The organism is Simiaoa sunii, from assembly GCF_014337175.1.
Classification (GTDB): Bacteria; Bacillota; Clostridia; order Lachnospirales; family Lachnospiraceae; genus Acetatifactor; species Acetatifactor intestinalis.
This window is the reverse complement of record NZ_CP060633.1, coordinates 1,286,948-1,312,694: the sequence shown is the minus strand read 5'-3', so window position 1 is coordinate 1,312,694 and position 25,747 is coordinate 1,286,948. Positions and strand designations below refer to the sequence as shown.

Annotated in this window: 20 protein-coding genes; 1 reads left to right on the top strand and 19 read right to left on the bottom strand. The window is 47.5% G+C overall.

Translation table 11 applies throughout. The features are described 5' to 3' along the window. Nucleotides 1-32 precede the first annotated feature (32 nt). Complete coding sequence (locus H9Q77_RS06135; protein ID WP_118550825.1) at nucleotides 33-548, top strand: DUF4364 family protein; 516 nt, start codon at nucleotides 33-35, stop codon at nucleotides 546-548. A gap of 39 nt (nucleotides 549-587) precedes the next feature. On the opposite strand, the gene H9Q77_RS06130 is transcribed toward H9Q77_RS06135, so the two are convergent. The 19 genes from H9Q77_RS06130 to H9Q77_RS06040 all read right to left on the bottom strand — a co-directional run bounded on the left by H9Q77_RS06130 (nucleotide 588) and on the right by H9Q77_RS06040 (nucleotide 25,706). Further along, nucleotides 588-1,940 carry a replication-associated recombination protein A gene (locus H9Q77_RS06130; protein WP_118550824.1) on the bottom strand — a complete coding sequence of 451 codons (1,353 nt, stop codon included), beginning with the start codon at nucleotides 1,938-1,940 and terminating at the stop codon, nucleotides 588-590. 19 nt (nucleotides 1,941-1,959) lie between these two features. After that, nucleotides 1,960-3,273 carry a diguanylate cyclase gene (locus H9Q77_RS06125; protein ID WP_118550823.1) on the bottom strand — a complete coding sequence of 438 codons (1,314 nt, stop codon included), beginning with the start codon at nucleotides 3,271-3,273 and terminating at the stop codon, nucleotides 1,960-1,962. A 129-nt stretch (nucleotides 3,274-3,402) separates the two neighbouring features. Beyond that, on the bottom strand, nucleotides 3,403-4,908 hold the full coding sequence (locus H9Q77_RS06120) for a hypothetical protein (protein ID WP_118550822.1): 1,506 nt from the start codon (nucleotides 4,906-4,908) through the stop codon (nucleotides 3,403-3,405). A 31-nt stretch (nucleotides 4,909-4,939) separates the two neighbouring features. Further along, nucleotides 4,940-5,905: an SHOCT domain-containing protein gene (locus tag H9Q77_RS06115; RefSeq protein ID WP_249326860.1), complete on the bottom strand. Its 966-nt coding sequence runs from the start codon at nucleotides 5,903-5,905 to the stop codon at nucleotides 4,940-4,942. Nucleotides 5,906-5,935: 30 nt separating this feature from the next. After that, on the bottom strand, nucleotides 5,936-6,457 hold the full coding sequence (locus tag H9Q77_RS06110; protein WP_118550821.1) for a LemA family protein: 522 nt from the start codon (nucleotides 6,455-6,457) through the stop codon (nucleotides 5,936-5,938). Nucleotides 6,458-6,516: 59 nt separating this feature from the next. Beyond that, nucleotides 6,517-7,077: a DUF4923 family protein gene (locus H9Q77_RS06105; protein ID WP_249326859.1), complete on the bottom strand. Its 561-nt coding sequence runs from the start codon at nucleotides 7,075-7,077 to the stop codon at nucleotides 6,517-6,519. Between the two features lie 150 nt (nucleotides 7,078-7,227). Then, the gene (locus tag H9Q77_RS06100) at nucleotides 7,228-7,965 is read right to left on the bottom strand and encodes a LytR/AlgR family response regulator transcription factor (RefSeq protein WP_249326857.1); all 738 of its coding nucleotides are present in this window, start codon (nucleotides 7,963-7,965) and stop codon (nucleotides 7,228-7,230) included. A gap of 67 nt (nucleotides 7,966-8,032) precedes the next feature. Beyond that, nucleotides 8,033-8,737: a polysaccharide deacetylase family protein gene (locus H9Q77_RS06095; RefSeq protein ID WP_249326855.1), complete on the bottom strand. Its 705-nt coding sequence runs from the start codon at nucleotides 8,735-8,737 to the stop codon at nucleotides 8,033-8,035. 119 nt (nucleotides 8,738-8,856) lie between these two features. Continuing rightward, the gene (locus H9Q77_RS06090; RefSeq protein WP_249326854.1) at nucleotides 8,857-11,073 is read right to left on the bottom strand and encodes a methyl-accepting chemotaxis protein; all 2,217 of its coding nucleotides are present in this window, start codon (nucleotides 11,071-11,073) and stop codon (nucleotides 8,857-8,859) included. A 102-nt stretch (nucleotides 11,074-11,175) separates the two neighbouring features. Then, nucleotides 11,176-12,405, bottom strand: coding sequence for an ASKHA domain-containing protein (locus H9Q77_RS06085; RefSeq protein ID WP_249326852.1), 1,230 nt, complete (start codon nucleotides 12,403-12,405; stop codon nucleotides 11,176-11,178). Then, nucleotides 12,398-12,571, bottom strand: a complete 174-nt coding sequence (locus tag H9Q77_RS06080) for a DUF4250 domain-containing protein (protein WP_249326851.1) — start codon at nucleotides 12,569-12,571, stop codon at nucleotides 12,398-12,400. The genes H9Q77_RS06085 and H9Q77_RS06080 overlap by 8 nt, the downstream gene beginning before the upstream one ends. A gap of 94 nt (nucleotides 12,572-12,665) precedes the next feature. After that, a complete protein-coding gene (clpB, locus tag H9Q77_RS06075) occupies nucleotides 12,666-15,266 on the bottom strand; it encodes an ATP-dependent chaperone ClpB (protein WP_249326850.1) in 2,601 nt (866 codons plus the stop codon). Between the two features lie 668 nt (nucleotides 15,267-15,934). Further along, nucleotides 15,935-18,922 (bottom strand): heavy metal translocating P-type ATPase, encoded by a 2,988-nt coding sequence (locus H9Q77_RS06070; RefSeq protein WP_249326848.1) that lies wholly within the window; start codon nucleotides 18,920-18,922, stop codon nucleotides 15,935-15,937. 96 nt (nucleotides 18,923-19,018) lie between these two features. Then, nucleotides 19,019-19,378: a metal-sensing transcriptional repressor gene (locus H9Q77_RS06065; RefSeq protein ID WP_249326847.1), complete on the bottom strand. Its 360-nt coding sequence runs from the start codon at nucleotides 19,376-19,378 to the stop codon at nucleotides 19,019-19,021. A gap of 210 nt (nucleotides 19,379-19,588) precedes the next feature. Beyond that, nucleotides 19,589-20,428, bottom strand: a complete 840-nt coding sequence (locus H9Q77_RS06060) for a class I SAM-dependent methyltransferase (RefSeq protein ID WP_249326846.1) — start codon at nucleotides 20,426-20,428, stop codon at nucleotides 19,589-19,591. 207 nt (nucleotides 20,429-20,635) lie between these two features. Further along, nucleotides 20,636-22,360: an InlB B-repeat-containing protein gene (locus H9Q77_RS06055; protein ID WP_249326845.1), complete on the bottom strand. Its 1,725-nt coding sequence runs from the start codon at nucleotides 22,358-22,360 to the stop codon at nucleotides 20,636-20,638. Nucleotides 22,361-22,398: 38 nt separating this feature from the next. Then, nucleotides 22,399-22,842: a hypothetical protein gene (locus tag H9Q77_RS06050; protein ID WP_249326843.1), complete on the bottom strand. Its 444-nt coding sequence runs from the start codon at nucleotides 22,840-22,842 to the stop codon at nucleotides 22,399-22,401. A gap of 116 nt (nucleotides 22,843-22,958) precedes the next feature. Then, nucleotides 22,959-24,392 carry a response regulator transcription factor gene (locus tag H9Q77_RS06045; protein WP_249326842.1) on the bottom strand — a complete coding sequence of 478 codons (1,434 nt, stop codon included), beginning with the start codon at nucleotides 24,390-24,392 and terminating at the stop codon, nucleotides 22,959-22,961. Nucleotides 24,393-24,401: 9 nt separating this feature from the next. Further along, nucleotides 24,402-25,706 (bottom strand): O-acetylhomoserine aminocarboxypropyltransferase/cysteine synthase family protein, encoded by a 1,305-nt coding sequence (locus tag H9Q77_RS06040; protein ID WP_249326841.1) that lies wholly within the window; start codon nucleotides 25,704-25,706, stop codon nucleotides 24,402-24,404. Between the last annotated feature and the right edge of the window lie 41 nt (nucleotides 25,707-25,747).

The following is a 25,747-nucleotide window of genomic DNA, read 5'->3' as shown; positions in this document are numbered from 1 at the left end:
CAAGATTGTATAAGAAAGGCTGTTATGACATTATGTTACAAGATCCGCTTACCCTATATAAACTCATTGTGCTCTATATGCTGAATCGTGTCACCTTCCCTCTCACGGCCGCACAGGTCAGCGATTTCATTTTAGGAAAAGAATATACCAACTTCCTGACGCTGCAGCAGGTGATCAACGAATTGACCGATGCCGGTATGATCGCCACGCAATCCATCCGTAACCGTACGCATCTGTCCATCACTCCCGAAGGAAAAGAAACTCTGAATTTCTTCGAAAACCGCATCGGCGATACGATCAAGCAGGAAATCGATACCTATTTCCGCGAGAACGAATTCACACTTCGAAATGAAGTATCTGTTCTCGGAGATTATTATAAATCCACTTCCGGCGAATACGAAGCTCACCTCGTGGCAAAAGACAGAGGTATCAACCTGGTAGACATTACTCTCTCCGTACCTGTGGAAGAAACCGCCGCAGCCATCTGCGACAACTGGCAGAAAAAAAACCAGGAAATCTACAAATACCTGATCAAGGAATTATTCTAATTCCTCGAATTATTCTAATTCCTCGATCAGGTATTTCATTTAGGATTCGTTATTTTCAGAAGAAGCCTCTGTGGCTTCTTTTTTGATTCTCGCCATATGCTCGCGGATCTTCACTTCATAGCCGTTGCCGGATGGCTGGTAGAACTCTCTGCCACTCAGTTCATACGGCAGATACTGTTGTTCCACATAATCATTCGGATAATCATGTGCATATTTATATCCTGTGCCATGTCCCAATTTTGCTGCTCCTTTATAATGTGCATCCTGCAAGTGTGTCGGAATCGGCAGATCTCCGGTGGCATGTACCTCCTGCATTGCCTGAAATACTGCTTCACAGCTGCGGTTGCTCTTAGGCGCTGTGGCAACATAGGTTACTGCCTGCGCCAAAATGATCTGTGCCTCCGGCATACCTACCCGTTCCACCGCCAGCGATGCATTTACCGCTACCACAAGTGCCTGCGGATCTGCATTTCCCACATCCTCCGAAGCACAGATCATGATACGTCTTGCGATAAAAGTCACGCTCTCTCCTGCATTCAACATTCTCGCCAGGTAATATACCGCCGCGTCCGGATCAGACCCCCGCATACTTTTGATAAATGCGGAAATGGTATCGTAATGATTGTCACCATTTTTATCATACCGTGCTGCTCTCTTCTGAATACACTGTTGTGCCACATCCAGAGTAATGTGAATCTTCCCGTCAGCGGAAGGTTCAGTAGTCATAATTCCCAGTTCAATGGCATTCAGCGCGTGTCTGGCATCTCCACCGGAGATATCCGCCAGAAAATCTAACGCATCTTCATCTATGGTTCCGTTATAGGCACCCATTCCGCGGTCCGTATCGTAGACCGCTTTTTTTAACAGTTCTTTGATCGCTTCCTTTGGAATCGGCTTTAATTCAAAGATCACCGAGCGGGAGATCAGAGCTCCGTTCACTTCAAAATATGGATTCTCTGTAGTTGCACCAATGAGGATGATCGTACCGTCCTCCACATACGGGAGCAGGTAATCCTGCTGTCCTTTATTAAAACGGTGGATCTCATCGATGAACAGGATCGTACGTTTTCCGTACATTCCCTGCAGTTCCTTAGCCTTTTCCACCACTTCTTCCATGTCCTTTTTACCGGCTACCGTGGCATTGATCTGCCGGAATTCCGCACTGGTGGTATTGGCAATGACCTTCGCCAGCGTCGTCTTGCCGGTGCCGGGCGGTCCGTAGAAAATAATGGAGCTGATCTTGTCTGCTTTGATGGCGCGGTACAACAGCTTATCCTTACCGATGATGTGTTCCTGCCCTACGACCTCATCCAGTGTCCGGGGACGCATTCTCGCCGCCAGAGGAGCCTCTTTTTCCATATTGGTGCTTCGCATATATTCAAATAAATCCATATGATCACATCCTCTGTTTCTATTTTTGCGTCCAAATCTTCAACCGCCGCTTCAGTACATTTGCCTCCAATGGGGCCAGCAGCAGATCCTGGATCCCTTCCGTCTCCAACGCACATTTCATCTGTACAAGATTCCCCTCCTTGCAGATGGCGATCATGGGAAGCGCATGTTCTCTCTGTAAGCCTCCAAGCTCCTGCCAGCGTGCCTGTCCTCCGTCCTCTTCTTCTGATACATCCACGAACAGTCCCAGAATGTCTTCGCCGGTCTTCTCTCCTATGTTCTCTCTGATCTCTTCCACCGAGATTACTTTCTTCAGATGAACAAACTCCGGCAGTGCAAACTCCAGCATGCTGGTAACATTACGGGAGGATGACCACACAAAAGCCTGTAATTTCTGATCAGGGGTCTGATTTTCCTCACCAAACACGCTGTAGCGTCCTTTTCCCGACTTCTTGGATACATACAATGCCTGATCTGCTTTTGCCGCAAGATCATAGTAGCAATGATCCTCTGGATCGGAAAATGCTATTCCCACACTGATGGATATATTTTCCGGTATGGATAAGTTCTCTTTATATTTTACGAGGTTGACCAGATTCTCTGCCTTGATCAGTGCAATCTCTCTGGATGGAATATCTCCCATCAATACTGCGAACTCATCTCCACCCATACGTCCCACATAATCTGTGCTGCGGAACTGTGAAGAAATGACTCCTGCAATGACGCTGATCACATGGTCTCCCATAGTATGACCGTATACATCATTTATGGATTTGAAATTATCGATATCTATCACCATAAGAGCATGCAGACCATCCTCATGTTCTGTCAGAGTCTTCGTGATCAGCTTCTCTACTGTCATCTTGTTGAACAGACTGGTCATCTCGTCAATCTGCGACTTTGTCTTCCAGGCCTTCTGCTCATCTCTGCTATTCTGCAGTCTGCGTTTTACCCCCAGTGTATTATTGATGCGGGTAAGCGCGATCCGGGCATCTACCGGTTTGATAATGAATTCATCCGCCCCCAGTGCAAATGCTTCCGACTGGGAAGACACCGATTCCGTATTCGTCAGAACGATAACCGGCGTGTCCTTGAAGCCCTCCATATTCTGTCTGCGGCGCAGTACTTCAAAGCCGTCGATCCCCGGCATGACCAGATCCAGCAGCACCAGATCAATGGCATCGCTTTCCTTCTCCATGATCGTAAGACATTCTTCACCGGAAACAGCCTCTGCGAAGTTAAAATACTCCCCGAGAGACTGTCTGATCACTACTCTTTGAAATTTTGAATCATCAACGATTAATAATGTTTCTTTCTTTTGTAAACTGCTCATGGCTGTCGGATCCTGCTTTCCGTATCACGTCGTTTAAAACGCGATACAGTTATAGTATATCCAACAGCCATGTGCTCGTCAATTTAAAATATATCTACTTTTTACACAATTTTTATGTGGCGTTTCCCTTTAAAGATGAATTTTACTACGTCTGCGGAGAATTCCTCCGAATGTCACCAGACCTGCAGCTGCAAGCAGCAGTATCTCAGGCATCCATCCCATCACACCTTCACCGGTCTTAGGCACGCTGTCCAGCTCCGGCTGTGCAGCTGCGGTATTCGCTGCTACGGTAAAGGTGGTGCTGGCGGAATCATCGATCCACATGATGTCCACGGTATGCTCTCCTTCTGCCAGGGATGCCAGGTAGGAAGGCTTCAGGGTCACGATAGTGGAGCCTGATTTTGCCTCGTAGTGGGCACTGGGGATCCAGTTGCCGTCTACACGGACACCGGCGAATTTAGCAAAATCACCATCGCCGCGGATGGTCAGACCTTCGGTGGTGCTGCCGTTCCATGTGCTCTTGGCGCCATTGATGATCTTGTAAGTATCGTTACTTGACTGAGACGTATTTGCCTGAGGTTCATTTGTCTGAGGCTCAGCAGTGTCCTTCTTCACAGCTTTTCCCTCTACAACAATGGTTCCTGAGCCGTTATCATCTAACTGATATTTATATCCATACAATGTAGAGCTGTCCTTAGGTAATGGTACTAACAGCGTATCGTTCCAGCTGACCTTCGGTTCTTCTGTAAAATAATATCCATCCTTCGGTTCTACATAAAGGAAAAGGTGCGCATCATGGGACTCCGCAGCACTTCCGCTCAGACCATATCCCTTAGCTATATGACCATTTTCCAATTTATCTCTATTGATCGTCCAGTCATTCCACTTTTCCCATGTTATTTCAGTATTGGTGTTGCCGGGATTGGATGGCTGTGCGTCACCGGTCGTAAAGGAATACAGGCATTTAATTTTTTTGTTATCCTTTGTTACAGTCGCATTTTGAAAATAATTCGATGGATTAACAGTAGGATTGCTATCAAGTATATAATTCTCTTTCGTGGATAACGTTATCCATGCATGATAACCTGTATTCGGGTCTGCACTACCGGTTACTACTTCGTCATAACCGACTTTTTGCCATGTTAATGTTCCCTCAACCTCAACCCCTTTTGTAGTAATCTTCCATTCAGAAGGAAGCTCTTGTCCGGCTGTCGGGGGAATAACCTCTATATCTACTACTGAGATTTCCGTGATAATGTAGCTGCTAATGTCTTTTATTGTTAACACATTGTCTGTATCGTTAATAATTGCACTAGATTCAATGTCATATCTACAATCCTTTTTATTATCTGCCAGTTTCCCTTTAATAAAAGTAGCCGGCCCTTGGTTCGTAATCCCAACTGTAGGTTCCTTTTTAAAAATATATCCTGTCTTCAGACATAAGTTAAAATAGTATCCATTATCACCTTTGAATACTTCTAATTTTCCGTCGTTAATAATATATTGCTTGTCATCTGGATTCTCATATTTAACTTCAAACCTCGGATCCGCCGCTTTTGCTTCCATCCCCTGCCAGCCCCACAGCAGCATCACCGCCGCTGCCAACAGTCCAATTCTCCGTAATATCTTGTTCATTCTTTTTCTCCTTTCTGATCGTAACCTCTGTTTACAGTCCCAGCAGCTGTTTCTTCTTCGCTGCGAATTCTTCTTCCGTGATAACCCCTGCATCCAGCAGTGCCTTATATTTAGGCAGTGCCACGGTGGGATCCTCTGCCTGTACCGGGGCTGCCTGCGGTGCACTCTGCGTACTCTGGGTTGAGGCGTGGGGATCTATTACCTGTTCCTGTACCTGGGGATCAATGATCTGCATCAGGTTCTGTGCCAGTGCATGCAGTCCCTCCGTCTTCTGGGTATAATCATCCAGATAATCGATGGTGCTGGGCTGATTGGAATTAAACTTTGGTGCTCCCGTCTCCTTATAAAAGCTCTTCCAGTAAGAGTGCTCCAACGTGATCTCCACAGCGAATTTCTCTACCGGATTCGGAATATTGAAATCCGGCTCGGTCATACGGTCTCTGTAATCCGGATCGTCTCTTCTGAAGTTATCGTCTCTTCTGCTGTCCTCCATGTTACGACGCATTTCTTCCATCATCTCATACTGATGCCGCAGCATTCTGTATTCATCGATCCTGGGCTTTAACTCATCTAAACGCTCCTTAATATTGCTCTTGTAGCTCCGGAAGTTCCCCTTTTCTCCTTCGTACAGTACCTCTCCATCCTCCAGAATACGGAAGGACTTAATGTCAGAGGGTTCCATGGCAAATGCTCCGTCAACAACTCCCAGTCGCAGTAGCTGGTGATCCATATCCAGTACCAGGCTTCCCTTGAAAAATCCGAAATCATAACGGTAAGTCTCTGTAAAGCTGTCACGCAGCGGCTTGTTGGCATCATAACACTTGATATATTCCCGGAAATCATCCAGTGTCATGGAATTGAACACACCATCCGGCAGATCGATCTTGGCTGCACACTCCTTACAGAGATTCTGCCCCTCCACCGCTGAAGCCAGCAGTCTCGGTGTCGGACTTCCGCAGATCGGACATAACTTTTTGTTGTTTGTAAATAATCCCATCGTTTTACCCTCCTTAAGAATGTATATGGATCACATGATCTCGATTAATTTTTTACGGTGATATCCGCAGATTCCCGCTGCGATACGATCCGGTATTCTGTGAAGCATACAATTATAGTTTTCCACAGAATCGTTATAGATCAGTTCACTGGTCTTCACCATATGTTCATAACTTTTTGTTGCTTTCCAGTATTTCTGATAAGTCTCCTGTGCCTGCAAAAGAGGCATGGTTTCCGAGATCTCTGCAATATTTTTCTGTACTCTTAATAATTCTCTCTGTTGTTCTGCTATCCACTCCGGCATCCCGGTCATTTCGACATTCTGTGCACTCTCCAAAGAAAGTTTCATTTTTCTAAAAGTCTCTGCATCCATGGTATGTCCGAGAAGCTCCGCCAGTCTTTCCAAAGATTCCCGTTCTGCAGAAAGCTGTACCAGAGTCTGATGCATGGCATTCTGAATATTTTCTTCCTGTAGCTCCAGCTTACGCCGTACCGATACAAGCCAGACACCAAAAAGGGAGGCAAGCAGCAATACGATAATTATAATCTCCATCGTTGCTTCTCCCCTCCCCTTTTCATTCCTTCTATGCTCTCAAAATTTCTTATTGTACCTTACTGTACAAAATAAAGTCCGTCATAACCATTCATATCAGACATAGCGATCAGTGTTACAGTATCTCCCACCTCAGACAAAAATCCGGCATAGGTAACCTCTGTTCCACCAAAATCAAGTGTCATCTTGATAGCTGTGTTGTCATCGGAATACTCATAAGTACCTTCTGCATTTCCGCCGCCCTGTACCATGGTAACTGCACCGTCTTCACCAAATACAAGCTGTAAGGTACCGCCATAAGTCTCCAGTGTTGCGTTCAGATCCTCTTCTTCCATCTCAACACCATCGATCATACCTCCGGCAAAGTTCCATTCTGTACCACTCAGATCCGGGATCTCCATAACTGCCACCTGTAACAGGGGACCGCCCTCTGCTTCTGTACCTGTCTCTGCTACAGTCTCTGCTACAGTCTCTGTGGGAGCTTCTGTTGCTTCCTGGGTCTGTACTTCTACAGACACTTCTTCGTTGGTGTTCTCCACAATTACTTCTTCCTCACCGCAGGCTGTCAGAGACAATGCCAGTACCAGTCCCATCACACATGCAAAAGTTTTGTTCTTCATAATATATTTCCTCCTTCTTACAACATTTTTCTGTTGTCTGAACATATTGTACCGTATTTTACCCGTTTCAGACTCTTCATGACACCAATCGACCCAAATATGTAATGAAACGACCGGAGAAATATTCTCCGGTCGCCTTGCAGGGTAATTCTATGCTAAAAATGTTTGGTTTTTACGAAAGAAATAATCAAAAAATTTATCTTTTAATTCCGAATATTTTCCATGAGGAATCGGAATCTGTATGCCATCTGTCATGGTGATGGTCTTACTGGAAATATTCTGCACATAATCCATATTGATGAGATAGGACCTGTGGCAGCGTACAAATTGTTCGTAATCCTTCAACTGTTCGCACAGATCATCCAATCTGCCGATACTGTCCAGTACTTCTCCGTCCTTGCGGTGGAACAAAAGTGTCCGTCCCATCACCTCACAATATTGCAACCGGTCAAGATCCAGTCTGGTGATTCCGGTTCTGCTGCGCAGGATCAAGCTGTTTTCCTTATCTTTATGGCATTCCGAAAGTACAGAATCCATCAAGCGGTAAAAACTTTCCTGCCAGATAGGCTTCAACTGGTAAAAATAAGCGCCTACCGAATAAGAATCCACAGCATACTCTGCCGAAGATGTCAGATAGATAATCTTTACCGAAGTATCATACTGCCGGATTTCTCTGGCCGTGCTGATACCGTTCTGTGCAGGCATCAGCACATCCAGAAAAATAATATCCAGCCTCGTTCCTCTCTCCACTTCCGCCAGCAGCTCCAGGGGACTATTAAATGAGGCATATACAATATTCTGATTCCGTTCTACCCGATACTTGTCCATCAGCGCACCAAGTTCTCTCAGTACCGACAGATCATCATCACAAAATGCTATTTTTATCATAGGTTTTCTTTCTCAGTTTCCAAACTCATCTGTAATACCATGACAATTATACGCACACTGGAAGCTTTCAGTCAAACAATATTTCTTCCACTGTTACGAATTGGAATCCACGTTTCTGCAAAACATCCACCACTTCCAGTGCGGCAGTCACAGAGGTATCATAATAATCGTGCATTAAAATAATATCACCGTCTCCAGCCTTTTCCACCACTTTTGCCGCAATACACTCTGCATTGTGGGAGCACCAGTCCAGTGGATCAATATTCCACAGCACCGGGAACATATTTAATTCTTTTTCAAAACTTTTGTCCCAGCTTCCATAGGGCGGACGAACGAAGCTCACCTTTTCCCCGGTAATATTTTCCAGGATCTCATTGGTCTTTACCAGTTCCTCCCGGAATGTTTCCCTGTTCCCGGAGGTGAGTTGGATATGACTGTACGTATGGTTTCCGATCAGATGTCCTTCCTCCTGTTCTCTCCGGATAATATTGGGATAATTCTGTGCATTCTCCCCGGTCACAAAAAAAGTTGCCACCACATTTCGTTCTTTTAAACCATCCAAAAGCTGTTCTGTATACCTCGGATGCGGACCGTCATCAAACGTCAGCGCAATCTTTTTCGCCACATCTTCCTCTCCGGCAATCTTCCCGGTCGATACTTCCTGCGAAGCAGGTGCTGTAGTATCCTGACGTTTTCCTCCGGCCCACAGGCATAACATTCCCATGATCATATCAAAGACCAGAATTCCCACCAGCGTTTTTTTCATTTTCATCCATCCGTTTACTGCTTTCACAGAAAATATATGCATCCGGACAAACGGCAATTCCTCGCAGCAAAAAAGGAACTTCGGAGCACAAAACTCCAAAGTTCCTTTCTGTTCTATGTCTGTCATCAAATCTTGAATACAGAAATCTCGTTCTTGAGACCTTCCATATTCTCATCCAGTACACTTGCCGTATTGCTCAGCTTCTCTACATGCTCAAGCAACTTATTAGCCACATCATTAACAGTCTCGGCACTTCCCGCAGTCTCTTCGATGATATCCGAAATATTCTTCACTGCTGCTACCGCTGCACTACGTTCGCCATCAGCCTTTTCTGTACTTGCTGCAATATCCTTCAATCCCTCGATCAGCTGCCCCATGCGAGCCTGCATCTCACGGAATACTGCAATTACCTCGTCCACTGCCTTGGTCTGAAGCTCTACCATCGCCTGTGCCTGGCTTGCGTTGTCTACACTGTTCTGCGTCTGTGCAGTAATGTTCGCAACATTATTGCTGATCTCACCGGCCGCCTTGGCGGAATCATCTGCCAGCTTGCGGATCTCTTCCGCTACCACAGCGAAACCTCTTCCGGCCTCTCCCGCTCTGGCTGCCTCAATGGAAGCATTCAGGGACAGCAGATTGGTCTGCTCCGTGATCTCCGTGATCGTACCGACAAAGCTGTTGATGATCGCGGATTCCTTACGAAGAGATTCGATACTGTCACTTACCTTTGCAGTCATCTTGGTCGTCTCACCGGCTCTGTCACCCAGTACCTGTACGATCTCCATTCCTTTGTTGATCATACCCTCGGTCTCATCCACCAGTTTCTCAACACGTTCTACCACGCGGCTTACTTCCTGCATTTCATTGGAGAGGACATCTGTCTTCTCCACACATTCCTGTGCATGTCTGGACTGTTCTTCCATGCCTTCGTTGATCTCTCCAATGGCTCTGGTAATATCCTGGGAATACTCATGGATCAATTCGGAAGCCTGTCCTACATTCTGTGCGGATACTTCCAGTTCTCCGGTGGCATTGCTTACCTGATTTACCAGCTTCTTGGTATTCGTGATCATATTGGTCGCAGATCCTGCCAGATCCTGGAACTCATCGTGGCCCTTGGCAGATACCGTCACGGTCAGATCGCCCTGTGCAACATCACCGAACTTTCTGGAGATGCGTTTCATGTTGTTCTCAATACCGGCAGTAATAAAGATACCCACGATCACAACGATCACACATGCCAGGAGCACCAGTCCAATGGTCATATTACGGATCTCCATAGCCTGGCTGGTCACCACGCGCATAGGCACCAGTGCACAGGTGGTAAAGTCCACTTCCGCACTGCGGCTATAGATAAAGAGGTATTTTTCTCCACGGAACTCCACTTCCGCAGTGCCGGAATCCGATACTGCCTGCTCCATTACCTCATTATAAAATTCCTGATCAACGAACACATTCTCATCCTCAGCCAGAGTACTCTCTTCACCGTCTTCCAGCTGCTCCACTACCAGTTCTCTTCCACCCGGAGTGATAAATCCGATGATACTGTCATCACCGATATCAATCTCCTTCAAAAAGTTTGTAATAGCCAAAGGCTTCATATCAATAACAACGCAGGCATTGTTAGACTGGCTCATCATCTGGAAAGACAATATGTAGTCCTGCTGTGTCTCTTTTACCTTTTCATCCAGCACCGGATGACTGTCGATCCACTGCGGGATGCTTCTTCTGCCTTCGCCGGAAGCTACCGACTCTTTATATTCATCCAAGAATCCATCCACACCGGAAGAAAGCTTGGTAGACAAAAGTCCCACACCTTCCTTGGGAATAATGTGCATATGACTGATGAACGGATTCGACGTCTGCACCGATAAAAGATTCGACTTCGTAGCTGTCAGGAAGTTCAGCTTGTCTACCGGATTATCCTCGAACATTCCCAGGAAATATTTCCGAAGATCATCGTCATACGCATACTTTAAGCCCTCGGAACGGATAAAATCACAAGTCATCTCCAGATATTCCGTTGTCATGCGCACAGTCTGTAACGTGGAATCTGTATATTTCTCACTTAAGCCTTCCGCAGACTTCTGGTATGCCGAAATGCCGATAATGATCATGAACACGATCGGCACCAGGAAACATACTACGATCTTATTGCGTATACTGAACAGTTTGGAGCTTTTCCCGCTCCTGCCGGATGTCTTCTTCGGTGTCTTTGTCTTTACAGCCTTCTCTTTCGGTATTTTTGTCACTTTTTTCTCAGGTTTTGGCTTCTTTTGAGAAGCTTTCTCTTTTTTCCCCGCAAAAAGAGATTTTTTTGTTTTCTCAACATTCGTACTCATACAATATCCTCCGGTACCTGTAATCATATTAAGAAGTATACCATGATTTTTTCTATAATGAAACAACATTTTATGCGTTTTGTTATACTTTTTTGCGCAATTTTAACAAAAATCCATCTTTTTCAAGAATGTTTCTGTGAATTTTACCTGCTCCGCCAGATTCAATATCTGAATCTGTAATTCCTGCCGCCGGTGCAGATCATCCCATGCTCGCAGCTGTCCGGTCAGCATCCTGTTTCCCACCAGTGCAGCACCACTAAGTGCCGTGTTGCCGCCGGTCACGGTACGATCTGTAAGTTCCTTCGGAAGCAGTCCGATGGCTGCAGCTGCCTTCGGATCCAGGTAATAGCCAAAGCCTCCTGCCAGCACTACCTTGGAAATATCCGAAAGTCTGATTCCATAGCTTTCCGTCAGGATCTCTATGCCTGCGGCAATGGCTCCCTTCGCCAGTTGTACCGCACGCACGGCTTCTTTCGTGACAAGTACATCTCCGATACGGATCCCCTTCGTAAAATAGGGTTCCTTTAACAGTCCCTGCCGATCCATCAATCCCTCTTCCAAAAGCTTTTGTAACAAATTCACCATATCCGCGCCCCAGATACCACGGTTTGCCCCGCCCTCGAAGGCAGGTCCGGCCGCCGTGGCACAGGCATACAGCTTCTGTCTGTTCCCCAGCGCCATCTCACCGTTGGTACCCAGATCGATGAGCAGCATGGGCTCCTTCTGCTCCAACATTTGACAGGCCAGTATTCCTGCTGTGATGTCCCCGCCGACAAAAGCAGACAATCCGGGAATGATATGACAGGAAATGCCTGCGATCTGCGTGTCCACAGCTCCGCAATGACTTACCTGAAAAGGTGCCCTGCCCAGCTCTGCCGGATCCCAGCCCATCAGCAGATAGGTCATAGTGGTATTCGCCGCAATGACCATCTGTATAGACTCCTTCTCCTGTATTTTTTTGGAAAACCGCTGCACTCCCTTTTCAATGAGGCCCAGGACTTTTTTCTGCATATCCGCTGCTTTCCCCGGATCCCTTGCCGCCTCTATCCGTGAGAGTACATCGGCACCATAGCTTACCTGTGGATTCACACTCGGAAAACTGTCCACTACTTTACCGTCTGCATCATAGAGCTGCATAGCAATGGTAGTCGTTCCGATATCCACTGTCATCAGCCGGATACCTTCCGGATTCTGTAAAGATAACGGAGGAAGCTCCAGCTTTTCCGTCACCACCTGCATCCCCCGGATCACTCCGGGACATCTGCCGCAGCCGGTGCAGATCAGACATCTGGTTCCCTTTTTCCCTGTAAGACTGCTGGTTGTATTATACAAACTGATTCCTCTCTTCATTGTAATGATAATCGATGGATGCCAGCTTATCCCTGATCTCCTGTTCCTTCACATCCAGATCATCGCAGAGCTGCTCCAGGCTTCCGTAGTAGTCACGGAGTTTCAGATTGATAAAGCTTAATAACATGGCCGGATCCTGTGGTATCATAAAAAAACCTCGCTTTTAAAATATTATTACTATACATCTTAAACGAAAAAAGCGAAAATGACAAGTCTGCCACTTTCGCTTTTCGTATTACTGTTTATTTATTTTTAGAGCCTTTCTCACATTTGGCGGAAAGCTTATCGTCCTCTACGGTAATGACGATGGTATCGCCCTCCTCCACCTGATCTGCCAGGATCATCTTGGCAGCCAGGGTCTCCACATACTTCTGAATATAACGTTTCAGAGGTCGTGCACCATAGACCGGATCATACGCGTTATCCACAATGTACTGCATAGCCTCGTCCGACAAACGGATCGTCAACTGCTTATCCTCCAGACGCTTGTTCAGATCGGCAATGATCAGATGAATGATACCGCCGATATTATCTTTGGTCAGAGGCTTGAACAGGATCGTCTCATCCAGACGGTTCAGAAATTCCGGACGGAAATGAGCACGCAGATCGTTCATGACTGCTGCCTCTGCCTCCGGCTTGATGGTTCCGTCTTCGTTGATACCGTCCAACAGATAGCTTGCGCCGATGTTGGATGTCATGATCAGTATGGTATTCTTGAAGTCTACAGTACGACCCTGAGAATCGGTGATACGACCATCATCCAGTACCTGTAACAGTACATTGAATACATCCGGATGTGCCTTTTCAATCTCATCAAACAATACCACGCTGTAAGGTTTTCTCCGGACAGCTTCGGTCAGCTGACCACCCTCTTCGTATCCTACATATCCGGGAGGCGCACCGATCAGACGGGAGACAGAATATTTCTCCATGTATTCACTCATATCGATACGGACCATGTTGTTCTCGTCGTCAAACAGTGCTGCTGCCAGGCTCTTCGCCAGCTCCGTCTTACCTACACCGGTAGGTCCCAAGAACAGGAAGGAACCTATGGGCTTGCTGGGATCCTTGATACCGGCTTTGGAACGGATGATGGCTTCAGTTACCTTAGTCACGCCTTCGTCCTGTCCAACTACACGTTTGTGCAATTCTTCGTCGAGGTGAAGGGTCTTGTTACGCTCACTCTCGGTCAGTTTGGCTACCGGGATACCGGTCCAGCGGGAAATGATCCTTGCGATCTCTTCCTCCGATACCTTTTCATGCACCAGAGACATATCTGATTCGCCGACCTTATTTTCCTCCTGCTCCAGCTGTTTCTCCAGTGCAGGAAGTTCGCTGTATTTTAATCTGCCCGCTTTCTCATAGTCTCCTTCCCGCTCTGCGATCTGGATCTCATTGTTGATACGGTCTCTGTCTTCACGCAGCTTGGAAAGCTTATCTACGGATGCCTTCTCGTTATCCCACTGTGCTTTTCTCGTATTGAACTGATCCTTTAACTCTGCCAGTTCCTTCTGCAGATCAGCCAGACGTTCCTTACTGATCCGGTCATCCTCTTTTTTCAGAGCAGTCTCCTCGATCTCCAGCTGTGTCACCTTACGTTGCAGTTCATCCAGCTCCGTAGGCATACTGTCCATCTCGGTCTTGATCAGGGCGCAGGCTTCATCCACCAGGTCGATCGCCTTATCCGGCAGGAATCTGTCGGTGATATAACGGTTGGAAAGTACGGCTGCACTTACCAGCGCATTATCCATGATTTTAACACCATGATATACTTCGTAACGATCCTTCAGTCCACGCAGGATAGAAATCGTGTCCTCCACGGTGGGTTCTTCTACCATAACCGGCTGGAAACGCCGTTCCAAAGCGGCATCTTTTTCAATATACTGTCTGTATTCATCCAGTGTGGTAGCACCGATACAGTGCAGTTCACCACGGGCCAGCATAGGTTTTAACATATTGCCTGCATCCAGAGCGCCATCTGTCTTACCGGCACCAACAATGGTATGCAGCTCATCAATGAACAGAATGATCTGTCCGTCGCTGTTCTTCACATCATCCAGTACGGCTTTCAGACGTTCCTCAAATTCACCTCTGTATTTTGCGCCGGCTACCAGTGCACCCATATCCAGTGCGAAAATCTTCTTATCCTTCAATCCCTGCGGTACATCACCTTTTACAATACGTTGTGCCAGCCCTTCCACCACGGCAGTCTTACCGACACCGGGTTCACCGATAAGTACAGGGTTGTTCTTCGTTTTACGGGACAGGATACGTACCACGTTACGGATCTCACTGTCTCGTCCGATGACAGGATCCAGCTTCTGGTTTCTCGCTTTCTCCACCAGATCCTGACCGTATTTTTCCAAAGTATCGTAAGTAGCCTCCGGATTGTCACTGGTAACTCTCTGGTTGCCTCTTACGGTAGACAGAGCCTGTAAAAAACGCTCTCTTGTGATGCCGTATTCCTTCCAGATCTCGGCGATCTCCTTGTTGGGATTCCTGATCATAGCAAGGAACAGATGCTCAACGGAGACATATTCATCTCCCATCTGTTTTGCCTCATCTGATGCGCTGACCAGTACCTTGTTCAGATACTGACCAACATAAGGCTGACCGCCCTGCACCTTTACTCTTTTCTCCAGAGCCTGTTTTGCACGGTTTACAAAGTGATCCTTTTGGATCTCCATCTTTTCCACAAGCTTTAAGATCAGGCTGTCATCCAACGTCAGCAGACTGTACAGCAGATGCTCCTGCTCGATCTCCTGGTTGCCATATTCCATGGCGAGCTTTTCACAGCCGTTGACGGCTTCTATGGATTTCTGTGTAAATTTATCAATATTCATAATCGTTCGCCTCCTCACTAAGGTATTACAATTTTGTTTTTCACATTAATTTCTTAGACAATGAACTGATTTGTTTGAATTGTTTTGTTCCAATTCCTTTGTCCGCGCCTTCGTCAGACAGATGCCACAATCTCAAAATCTCTCTTGTTTCATCTGTTCTATAGTTAATATAACACATAGTGTAAGAAAATCAATTAAGAAAGTATAAACTTTATATAGAATCTTTCGAAAATGCATAATTTCCCCTTTGCATTTTCCATGATACGATTGATTGATACACTTTCACTTACGCTATTTCACAACAGACGTGCATGATTATAAAGAGATATCAGTCATGGGTCTATGCAGAAAAATCTTGTTTTCTGATCCCCTTTTCTGCCATAATATCACTCCAGAAGATTCACTTTGGGTCTATAGAAAAAAATTTGCTCTCCAGATACTCATTTTTCATGATATGAGTATCTAAAATGATATTTTTTCTGTATAGACCCACCGCGCACAAAAATCTATGATATCTACATAAAAAAAGTATCTGGAAAGCACTTTTTTCGCTATAGACCCAAATGGCGCTGTCACCGCATTCCGTCTGCTCATAAAGCAGACCGCAACACGGTGGCGGCGCCATTTTTTCATCATTTGCTATTCCTATCCGACAACAAAGGGCAGCCTTATTTTGCAGTAACGCCCTTCACTTCATATCCGGCATCGGTCACAGCCTTAGCCAGTACATCATCTGCCACATCGGATGCCAGTTCCACGGTAGCGTTTTTCTGCTCCAGGCTCATGGTAACGGCTTTCACGCCTTCTACTGCCTCCAGTGCCTTCTGTACGGTTCCGGTGCAGTGGTTGCACATCATTCCTTCGATACTGATTACTTTTGTCATTGTGTTTGTCCTCTCTTTCTCCTGCTTTACATCTTGTCTGTTATTTTGCTCTGCGGGGGTCTTCAGTATGCACTGTTCTCCCTCCGCAGCTGCATGCGTTATCTCGATTTCCTTACGGGTTACTTCCGGTACTCCTTTTTTCAGCGGGGTGAATCCGCTCTTAAAGCCTCTCAGCCGCAGGGCATTTCCCACGACAAAGATACTGCTTAAACTCATGGCTGCCGCGCCGAACATGGGATTCAGCCGGATCTGGAACGCCGGATACAACACACCGGCTGCCAGAGGGATGCCGATGCAGTTGTAGAAAAATGCCCAGAACAGGTTTTCCTTAATATTGCGGATCACGGCACGGCTCAGCTTCATGGCAGTCACCGCATCCCGAAGATCGTTTTTCATCAGGATAATGTCGGCACTCTCCATGGCGACATCGGTACCTGCGCCAATGGCCATACCCACATCTGCTGCCGCCAGTGCGGGAGCATCGTTGATACCGTCACCGATCATTGCCACCTTGTGTCCCTGACGCTTTAACTCACTGACCTTCTCCTCCTTATCCTGCGGCAGCACTTCCGCCACGACTTCGGAGATTCCGAGTTTTTCCCGTACCGCTTCTGCGGTTCGTCTGTTATCACCGGTCAGCATGATGACTTTCACACCCATCTTCTCCCATGCCTGAATTGCTTCATAGGAAGTAGCTTTGACCGTATCCGCTACACCGATGATTCCAAGGAATCCTGTTTCCTTGGGCCAAGTTTTCTGGATGCAAGCTTCCTGAGAGCCTCCTTCCCGGAAGTTTACTTCCTGGAAGTTTACATCCATTGCTACCAGAAGCGGTGTCATACCTTCGTCCGCCATCCGGTTCAGGGCGTCTAACGCCCCCTCCGGCAAAATAATATTCTTCTCCTGCAGAAATGCAAGATTGCCCACATAGAATTTTGTACCTGCCGGAAGAATAGTTTTTCTCTGCGACAGCTCCGCAGACTCTGAACTTTCTTTTGTCATTGTTGCGGCATCTTTTGTGCCATTTTCTGTTCCGACAGAATTTCCCGTATTTTTTTCATCAAATTTTCCTGCATAAAACACTGCAGTCGGTCCATCTTTTTTCAAGAACTCCTGCGCAGCAAAATCCTGTGCCAGCGCACCTTCCACACCACGTCCGAAGGTTGCCTGGAAATCAGTGATCTCCGGAATTGTCAGCCGGAAGCTTTCCGCATATTCCACTACCGCCTCTGCCAGTGGATGCTCACTTTTTTTCTCCAGTGCCGCTGCGATCTGCATCATGGCATCCACAGGGAAATCACTCTGATAACCGCCTGCTTCTTCTACCTTTAGCTTACCGCTTGTGATGGTTCCTGTCTTGTCCAGTACCACGGTGTCGATCTCCTTAGCCTGCTGTAAAGCTTCCCCGGTCTTGATCAGGATACCGTTGCTCGCACCGACACCAGTTCCCACCATGATTGCCACCGGAGTTGCCAGTCCCAGCGCGCAGGGACAGGAAATCACCAGTACTGCAATTGCAGTGGAAATCGCAAACTCCGCGGTCGCACCACTTGCCAGCCACACGATCAATGTAACCAGCGAAATCGCCATAACAGTAGGTACGAATACTCCTGCCACTTTATCTGCCAGTTGTGCGATTGGCGCCTTGCTGGCACTGGCTTCCTCCACCAGGCGGATGATCTGCGCCAGCGTCGTATCATCGCCGACACGATCCGCACGGCATTTTAAGAACCCCGCTTTGTTCACGGTAGCGGAGACCACATGGTCGCCCGCCTGCTTCTCCACAGGGACGCTCTCACCGGTGATAGCCGCTTCGTCCACGCTGGAGTTACCCTCCAGCACGATGCCGTCCACCGGCACCAGACTTCCAGGCTTTACCAGAAATACATCACCCTTTTGCAGGCTTTCCGTAGGTACTTCCTTCTCCTGTCCGTCCTCAGTTACAAGGATCGCCACCTTGGGAGCCAGATTCATCAGCTTGGTAATAGCTTCACTGGTCTTGCCCTTGGAACGGCTCTCCAGATATTTTCCCACGGTGATCAGGGTCAGGATTGTTCCGGAGGATTCAAAATACAGATCGTGGGAATAATGTTCTACTACTGCCATGTCGCCGTAGCCTAATCCATAGCTGATCCGGTACATTGCGAAAATGCCGTACACAAGCGCCGCGCCGGATCCCATGGCGATCAGGCTGTCCATGTTCGGACTGCGGTGCGCCAGGGTTTTAAATCCTACGGAGAAAAACTTCCGGTTCACATACAGAATCGGCAACAACAGTAAAAACTGTGTCAGTGCGAAATTCATGGCATTGGCATTGCCGTGCAGGGTATTCACGATAAATGCAGGGACCGGAATCCCGAACCATTCCTTGAACATATGATGCATGGACACATACATTAACGGAATCAGGAATCCGATGGAGATTCCAAGCCGCCATTTCATGGCTCTTGCGTCCGCATCCAGCTTCTGCTGCAATTCCTGCTTGCCGTCGGCTGCGGACCTTCCTGTACTTCCCGCATTCCCGGAAGTGCTCCGTCCGCCGGCACCTGCCGCACTGCCTTCGGTCATTACCGAAGCACCGTAGCCTGCTTTCACCACAGCATCAATGATTTCCGTCGAAGTGATCTTCGTCTCGTCATAGGTCACATCCATGGTCTCTGTCAACAGATTCACGGATGCTTTTTCCACATTTTCCAGTTTATTGACTGCCTTTTCCACATGCGAAGAGCATGCAGAGCAGGACATTCCCGTAACATGATATCTTTCCTTCATAAAAATAGCCTTGCCTTTCCATAACCTGCAAAGTTTCCGTTATTTTCAGTGCCTTACCGCACGAATTTACAGTATTATCTGCAGTCATGCCTCTACTTATTTCAATTTTTTCACCAGATCCACTGCTTCCTCTACGATAGCAGTATTTCCCTTCCGGATCTCTTCCACCACGCAGGTCTCCATATGCTCCTTCAGAATCGCATAGCCAAAAGCCTGAAGGGCGCTCTCCACCGCAGCTATCTGCGTCAGGATATCTCCGCAGTATCGGTTCTCTTCCAACATCCGGCTGATACCGTTCAGTTGTCCCGTCATGCGGCTTAGACGGTTCTGTAATTGTTTTCTTTCTGTTTCAGAGCGAGGTGTCGCTTTCTGATGACAATGGCAACATTTCATGCCCTTCTCTTCTATTTTTTCTTTTATTTGTTCTTCCACTTGTTCTTCTATTTGTTCTGCCATACTTTCTCCCATTCTGAAGCCGGTTCCTGCTATTTTTTCTAAATGCCCACATATTCTTTATTGTCCTCCGATCACATAACAGCGTTCAATGTATGTAGAAGGACTAATTGTTGCAGTTATACAAAATACCCCACAGGGGTATCTTGCCTTTTCTACAAGATATACCCCCACAGGGTATTTGTCAAGAGATTCTTTCTAATTCCTGTCAGTTCACCTCTGACCAAAACAGATCCTTACGATCTGCATCTTCATGATTCTGTCGCCGGTTCTGGCGAGGAAGCGGAATAATCCGCTGACGGAAGGGTCTCGAAGATCATTGTAGCCCAGCATATAGCCACGGCTTGTAACCTGCAAGCTGCTGTCCCACGGGGAAATCTCACTTTTCGCATCCGAAACCGCAAAATACGCGCCCACATCCTGAATTTTAGCGCTCTTTAGCCATGTCTTTGCTATCATCTTAACCGCTGTCCGGTTCGCCGCGTCAAATACCAGCATACCACCGGGAAAACTGTCAGCCATTGCCTGTACCAGCGTCCTGACTTGCTCCGTCAGGAAATAATAGAATACTCCGGAGGCAAAGAAAATCGCCCCTTCGGACGGGTCGATTTTGGTAAACCATTCCGTATCATTCAAATTGCAGGGAATATTTTCCTCACGGTCTCCGGCGGGCAGTAATTGATTGCGTACGGCGATAACATCCGGGAAATCCAGATTGTAAATTTTACAGCTGCCATTGTCACAGGCTCTGCCGGTACCGTCAAGTCCACAGCCCAAATTGACCACCGCTGCATCAGGATGGTCTGCCAGGTAATTTTGTACCTCCCACGCAAGGTCATTCTGCCGCATGGCAACCTCCAGCGAACCGAAACGCTGCATCAGGCCGTGGGATTTTTTCTCCACCTGTGAAAAGTCATAGTCGATCTGGTCAATCAGGTGTACCGCCATCTCGTCCCGATATAGGTTCGGATACAACTCCGAGCATAGCTTCCTGGAATAAAGCGGGATGATCAGTGTCTCCTGTACGGTGTTCTTCTCAATCTTGTATTTCATGGACATCTCTCACTTTCTTGCTTTTTTGCCATTTCTTTTTCGTTAGTTTTGTCTAACCACTGTATATAGTTGTGTGGTTAGTTTGTGCTAACTTGTATGTCTTAAAAAAGCCGCATTACTGCGGCCTTTCAGCTGACTGTTTTTGGTTTTCGTTTATATTATACTGAACTTATTTCTGTTTTGCAAGGTAGATTTCCTAATGCTTTTTTATCCGCGCTTTCTCTGAAGTAAGATTCCCATAGTAATCAGAAGAATTCCCCCGAAAAGTAACATGATCTCCGTTATATAAGTTGCGATGCCTTCTCCCGTCTTCGGTACTACATCCAATTCCTGCGTCACTGCCTGTGTTGCAGCAGGCTGTGCATCAGAACTGTTGTTATCGTTTCCTTTAGAATCCTCGTGAGAGCTTCCACCGGTACTGGTACCTGCGGTCGTCTTTTCCTTTTTCACAATGACATAGGTAGAAAATTGATTGGTCTCGAAGGTGACTTTTCCATCGATCACTTTCGTAGGCAATGCAGTGGTAGTTCCGTTATGATCTCTCACTACCACGTAGTCATAATTTGCATCGTAATTGTTGATTCCAAGACTTAAGGTGATCGGATTGGTAAATTCCGTAATCGTTGTTTCCCAGTTCGTGCCATCCCCTTTGGCTACGATCTGGTTCAGATCCAGTTCCACTGCCTGCGCCGATACCGCTCCTGCCACTTTCTGTTGTGCCGCCGTCATATCGTATCCGGTACTGTCGGCAACTGTCAGCTGCAGATTGCCGCTTCCTGCTGCATTGGCGCCGTTACTGATGGATGCGGAAGTCACTTCCTTTGCTGCCGAAGTGTCCACCGTGTCCTCCGCTTTTTCAAAGATTCCTTTAAAATGGATCTGGGTATTTGGCATCGTAAAAGTAAACGTAGAAACATCCTTTGCCGCTTTAAGTTTTTCCCCATTTAATGAAACATTCGTTAACTGGTATCCGTAATCCGGCTTCAATTCCACGGTAACCTTATCCCCCGGCTGCACCACCAGATTCCCGCCTCTGTTGTCTCCTGCATTGTTTCCATAAGAATCATTGGTATTGGGTGCAGCATCATTTATTTGAATGATCCGGGCTGTGCCATGCTCCAGATAAGCATCCTCTCCGTAGGTTATCGAATCATATCCCCATGTTATTGTAATTCTCTCTTTGTCTACCTGAATGGAGTGGATTCCTTTTTCCGTCCATGTCACCGCATTTTCCTGTGAACTTCCGGCTCCCTGAATCATGTATTTTCCGGAACCGCTGTTAAGTACATATACTTTTACCGTGTCCACAGAATCGACCACTCTGTATTCTGCTCCATCCACGGAAATTTTGTTTTCCCCGATCCATTCTTGCAAAGTCTTATAGGTATTTTCAATTCCTATATAGATTTCGATATTATTATTTTTCCATGTGGCATAATCGTTTGAAGAGATACCGTCACCTTCTAATCGAAAACAGATATTGTTTCCCGTTCCCGGATTCGGTCCAGGGACATTTCCTCCCGATGCTTCGAAACTGGGTTCAAATTTCAGATCCGCATTTTCTACCTTGGTTTTATAAATATACGAAGCACCATTTGTGGTCATGCTTGCTACTGCAATGCTCTGACCATTCACCATAAAGCTTCTCAGCACACAATCCTTGCTCGGTGTCAGTGTTATGGTAATCTCTGTTCCTGCTTCCACATCCGCCTGTGCAGCATCCCCCTGTAATCCGGTTCCTTCTATTTCCATACTACCGGCAGCATATTGGAATACACCATCCTGCACCCTGTCCCACAGTGTATGATCATCCGCGCCCACCTTATATGTCTGGCTGTTGTCCTCTGCTCTTACATGAAATTCCGGCAAAACTCCCAATAGCAGCACCAGTGCCAGTAAAAAAACAAATATCTTTCTTCTGCTTTTGTACATCTGCGCAAGTCCTCCTTTTATAATATACTTATATATATTCATAGGATACCTGCCTTTTTCAAGTTGACATTTGTCTCAACCTGCCAAATCCACGCATTTTCTGCGTCCATGGGTATCACAATGTCAATCTGTCTCTCATACCCTCGCTTCCTCTGCTCCGTGGGTATCACAATGTCAATCCGTCTCTCATACCCGCGCTTCCTCTGCTCCGTGGGTACCACATCGTCAATCCTTCTCTCATACCCGCGCTTCCTCTGCTCCGTGGGTATCACATCGTCAATCCGTCTCTCATACCCGCGCTTCCTCTGCTCCGTGGGTATCACATCGTCAATCCGTCTCTCATACCCGCGCTTCCTCTGCTCCGTGGGTATCACATCGTCAATCCGTCTCTCATACCCACGCGACGTGCGCTGCAAGGCGCACGATAAAAAAGAATCTCGCTTGCGAGATTCTCCGCCTGCGGCGGGTCGCTTTTGCGACATATTTCATAACCGCCGCGGTGCGATCCCTGCGGAGCTTTTTTAATTCATAGGAAGAAATTTCCTATGAATTAAAAAAGCACAGTCCCTCACAGGGCTGTGCCTTTCTCGTTCTCTCGCTATTTCTTATCTTCTTCCCAGTTGTAGTAGAACTGGATCAGTCCGATGCGGCTCCTGGTGCCGGTCTTCTCATTCAGCGCAGAAACATGCCTATAGAGCATCGCGCGGGAGACAAAGAGACTGTCGGCAATCTCCTGCATTCCGTCATCGGATAGCAGCAGGAGCTGCAGCACTTCCCTCTCCCGTTCCGTGAGATCATAAGCTTCCGCAAATCTCTCCAGCCGACCCTGACTGCCGGACATTTCACGATTTCCCATTTCTTCGGGAGACTTTACGAGCTGCGTACAACTATAATACCATAACAGTGCCACGCTGATCAGCACGAACAGTACCAGTCCCAGTACTGCTGTCAGGATATGATCTTCTCCGGTCAGCAGGCTTACAGAAGCTACTCCTGTGATCACAGCGCCCAGATTGTTCGCCGCTCTTCCCATACCTGCCCATAGCCTGCCATCCTGCATGCGATAGGACAACTGGAGAAATCCGTTCGTGAAAAACACCACGAAAAATCCCGCAGACACATAGAAGATCAACAGTCCCGGCAGAAACGATCCGCCGCTTTCGATGATCAGCACACAGATGGTCGACAGGATCGTCACCGCATACATGATCAGTCCACGATATCTTCCGTTATTCAGATCAAACAGTACTCCTGCCAAAAGTCCGCTCAGTGCTAAGAACAGTCTCGGCCACTGGCCGATATCCATGGTACCCGCTGCATGCGCCAATGTCACAGCATTGTCCAGCGTTGCGAAGATACAAGTCATCAGAACAACCGTCACCAGTAATGCCACACCTGCCAGCCGGGGATTCCTCCATGATATCCGTTCCGCAGCAACACCTTCCTGCGCGTTTTTCACCGACACCGTTTCTCCGTCCTCTGCCTTCTGTCTCCTGTGGTATCCTGGCAGTGCATTCTGCGCCATTCCGACAGTCAGTACCCACAGCATCACAAAACTTCCCGCCAGAAAGATACCTTCCACTGTCTCTCCCCACAACAGATTGTGATTCAGAAACTGAAGGAGCAGCCCCACGGCATAAGCCACACTCACGGTCTTCGCCGGATGCCTGCTTCCCCTAAGCAGCTGTGCCGCCAGGTAATGTGTCCTGCTGCCCAGGTATCCCAGTATCAGGAACAGAAAACACCCGCTGCCCAATAGTACCCGGTACCCGGTCCCGGCAAACAGCAGTACATATCCTGCGATCACTGGCACCGGCAAGAAGAATCCCGCTGCCTTGAACGCAGTGGGATTCCCGGATTTGCTTTTCCATTTTTCTATCAGAGAATATGCCAGAAAACCCAGTGCACTGACTCCCAGGATATAGCTCTGCGCCAGCACTACTCCTGTGGGATCCGTATATAACGCCATCCGGTTATCAAACAAATACTCTGTTCCTAAAAATACAAAATAGAAAACAGCTAATGAAAGCATGGTCTCTCCTTAAACAGACTGGAAACCGCCTTCCAGATCCTCGATGATATCATCAATATTCTCCGTACCGATAGACAGACGAATCGTATTGCTGTAGATGCCCTGCTCATTCAGCTCTTCCTCAGACAGCTGTGCATGGGTGGTGGAAGCCGGATGGATGACCAGAGACTTCACATCTGCCACGTTTGCCAGAAGTGAGAACAGCTCCAGATTATCACAGAACTTTTTCGCTGTCTCCTTGCCGCCCTTGATCTCGAAGGTGAAGATGGAACCGCCTCCGTTCGGGAAATATTTCTTATACAACTCCTGCTGCTCCAGATCGGTGGATACGGAAGGATGATGCACACGTTCTACCTGCGGATGATTGTTCAGATACTGTACAACTTTCAGTGCATTCTCCACATGACGCTCCACGCGCAGAGACAGTGTCTCCAGTCCCTGTAAGAAAATAAAAGCATGGAAAGGGGAAATGCAGCCGCCCATATCACGAAGGAGCATTGCACGGATAGCGGTCACAAAAGCCGCGCCCGGTGCTGCCTTAGTGAAAGTCACACCATGATAGCTGGGATTCGGAGTGCACAGATGAGGGAACTTGCCACTGCCCTCCCAGTCAAATTTACCATTCTCTACGATCACACCACCTAAGCTGGTGCCGTGTCCGCCGATGAATTTGGTTGCAGAATGTACCACGATATCTGCGCCGTACTCAAAAGGTCGTACCAGATAAGGGGTAGCAAAAGTATTGTCCACTACCAGAGGCACCTTGTGTGCATGGGCGATCTGTGCCAGACGCTCGATGTCTACCACATCAGAATTGGGATTGCCCAGGGTCTCGATGTAGAGCGCCTTGGTGTTCTCCCGGAAGCTTGCTTCGATCCTGTCATAATCGGAAGGAGCCACGAAAGTAGTGGTCACACCGTAGTCCACCAGGGTATGCGCCAGCAGATTGTAGGTTCCGCCGTATATATTATTTGCAGAAACAATGTGATCTCCCTGTTTTGCCAGGTTCTGGATCGTATAGCAGATGGCTGCTGCTCCGCTGGCTACTGCCAGAGCTGCGGTACCGCCCTCCAATGCCGCAATACGCTGTTCGAAGACACCCTGGGTAGGGTTGCCCAGACGGCCGTAGATCTCACCGGGATCCTCCAGTCCAAAGCGTGCTGCCGCATGGTCGCAGTTGCGGAAAACATAAGAAGATGTCTGATAAATGGGAACGGCTCTCGCACCGGTCACGGGATCGGGCTGCTCCTGTCCCACATGTAACTGTAATGTCTCGAATTTTAAATTACGCTCTGCATAGGGCTTTTTGCTCATGTTCTGCCTCATTTCTGCACTTTATGTGCTTATGTATTTTT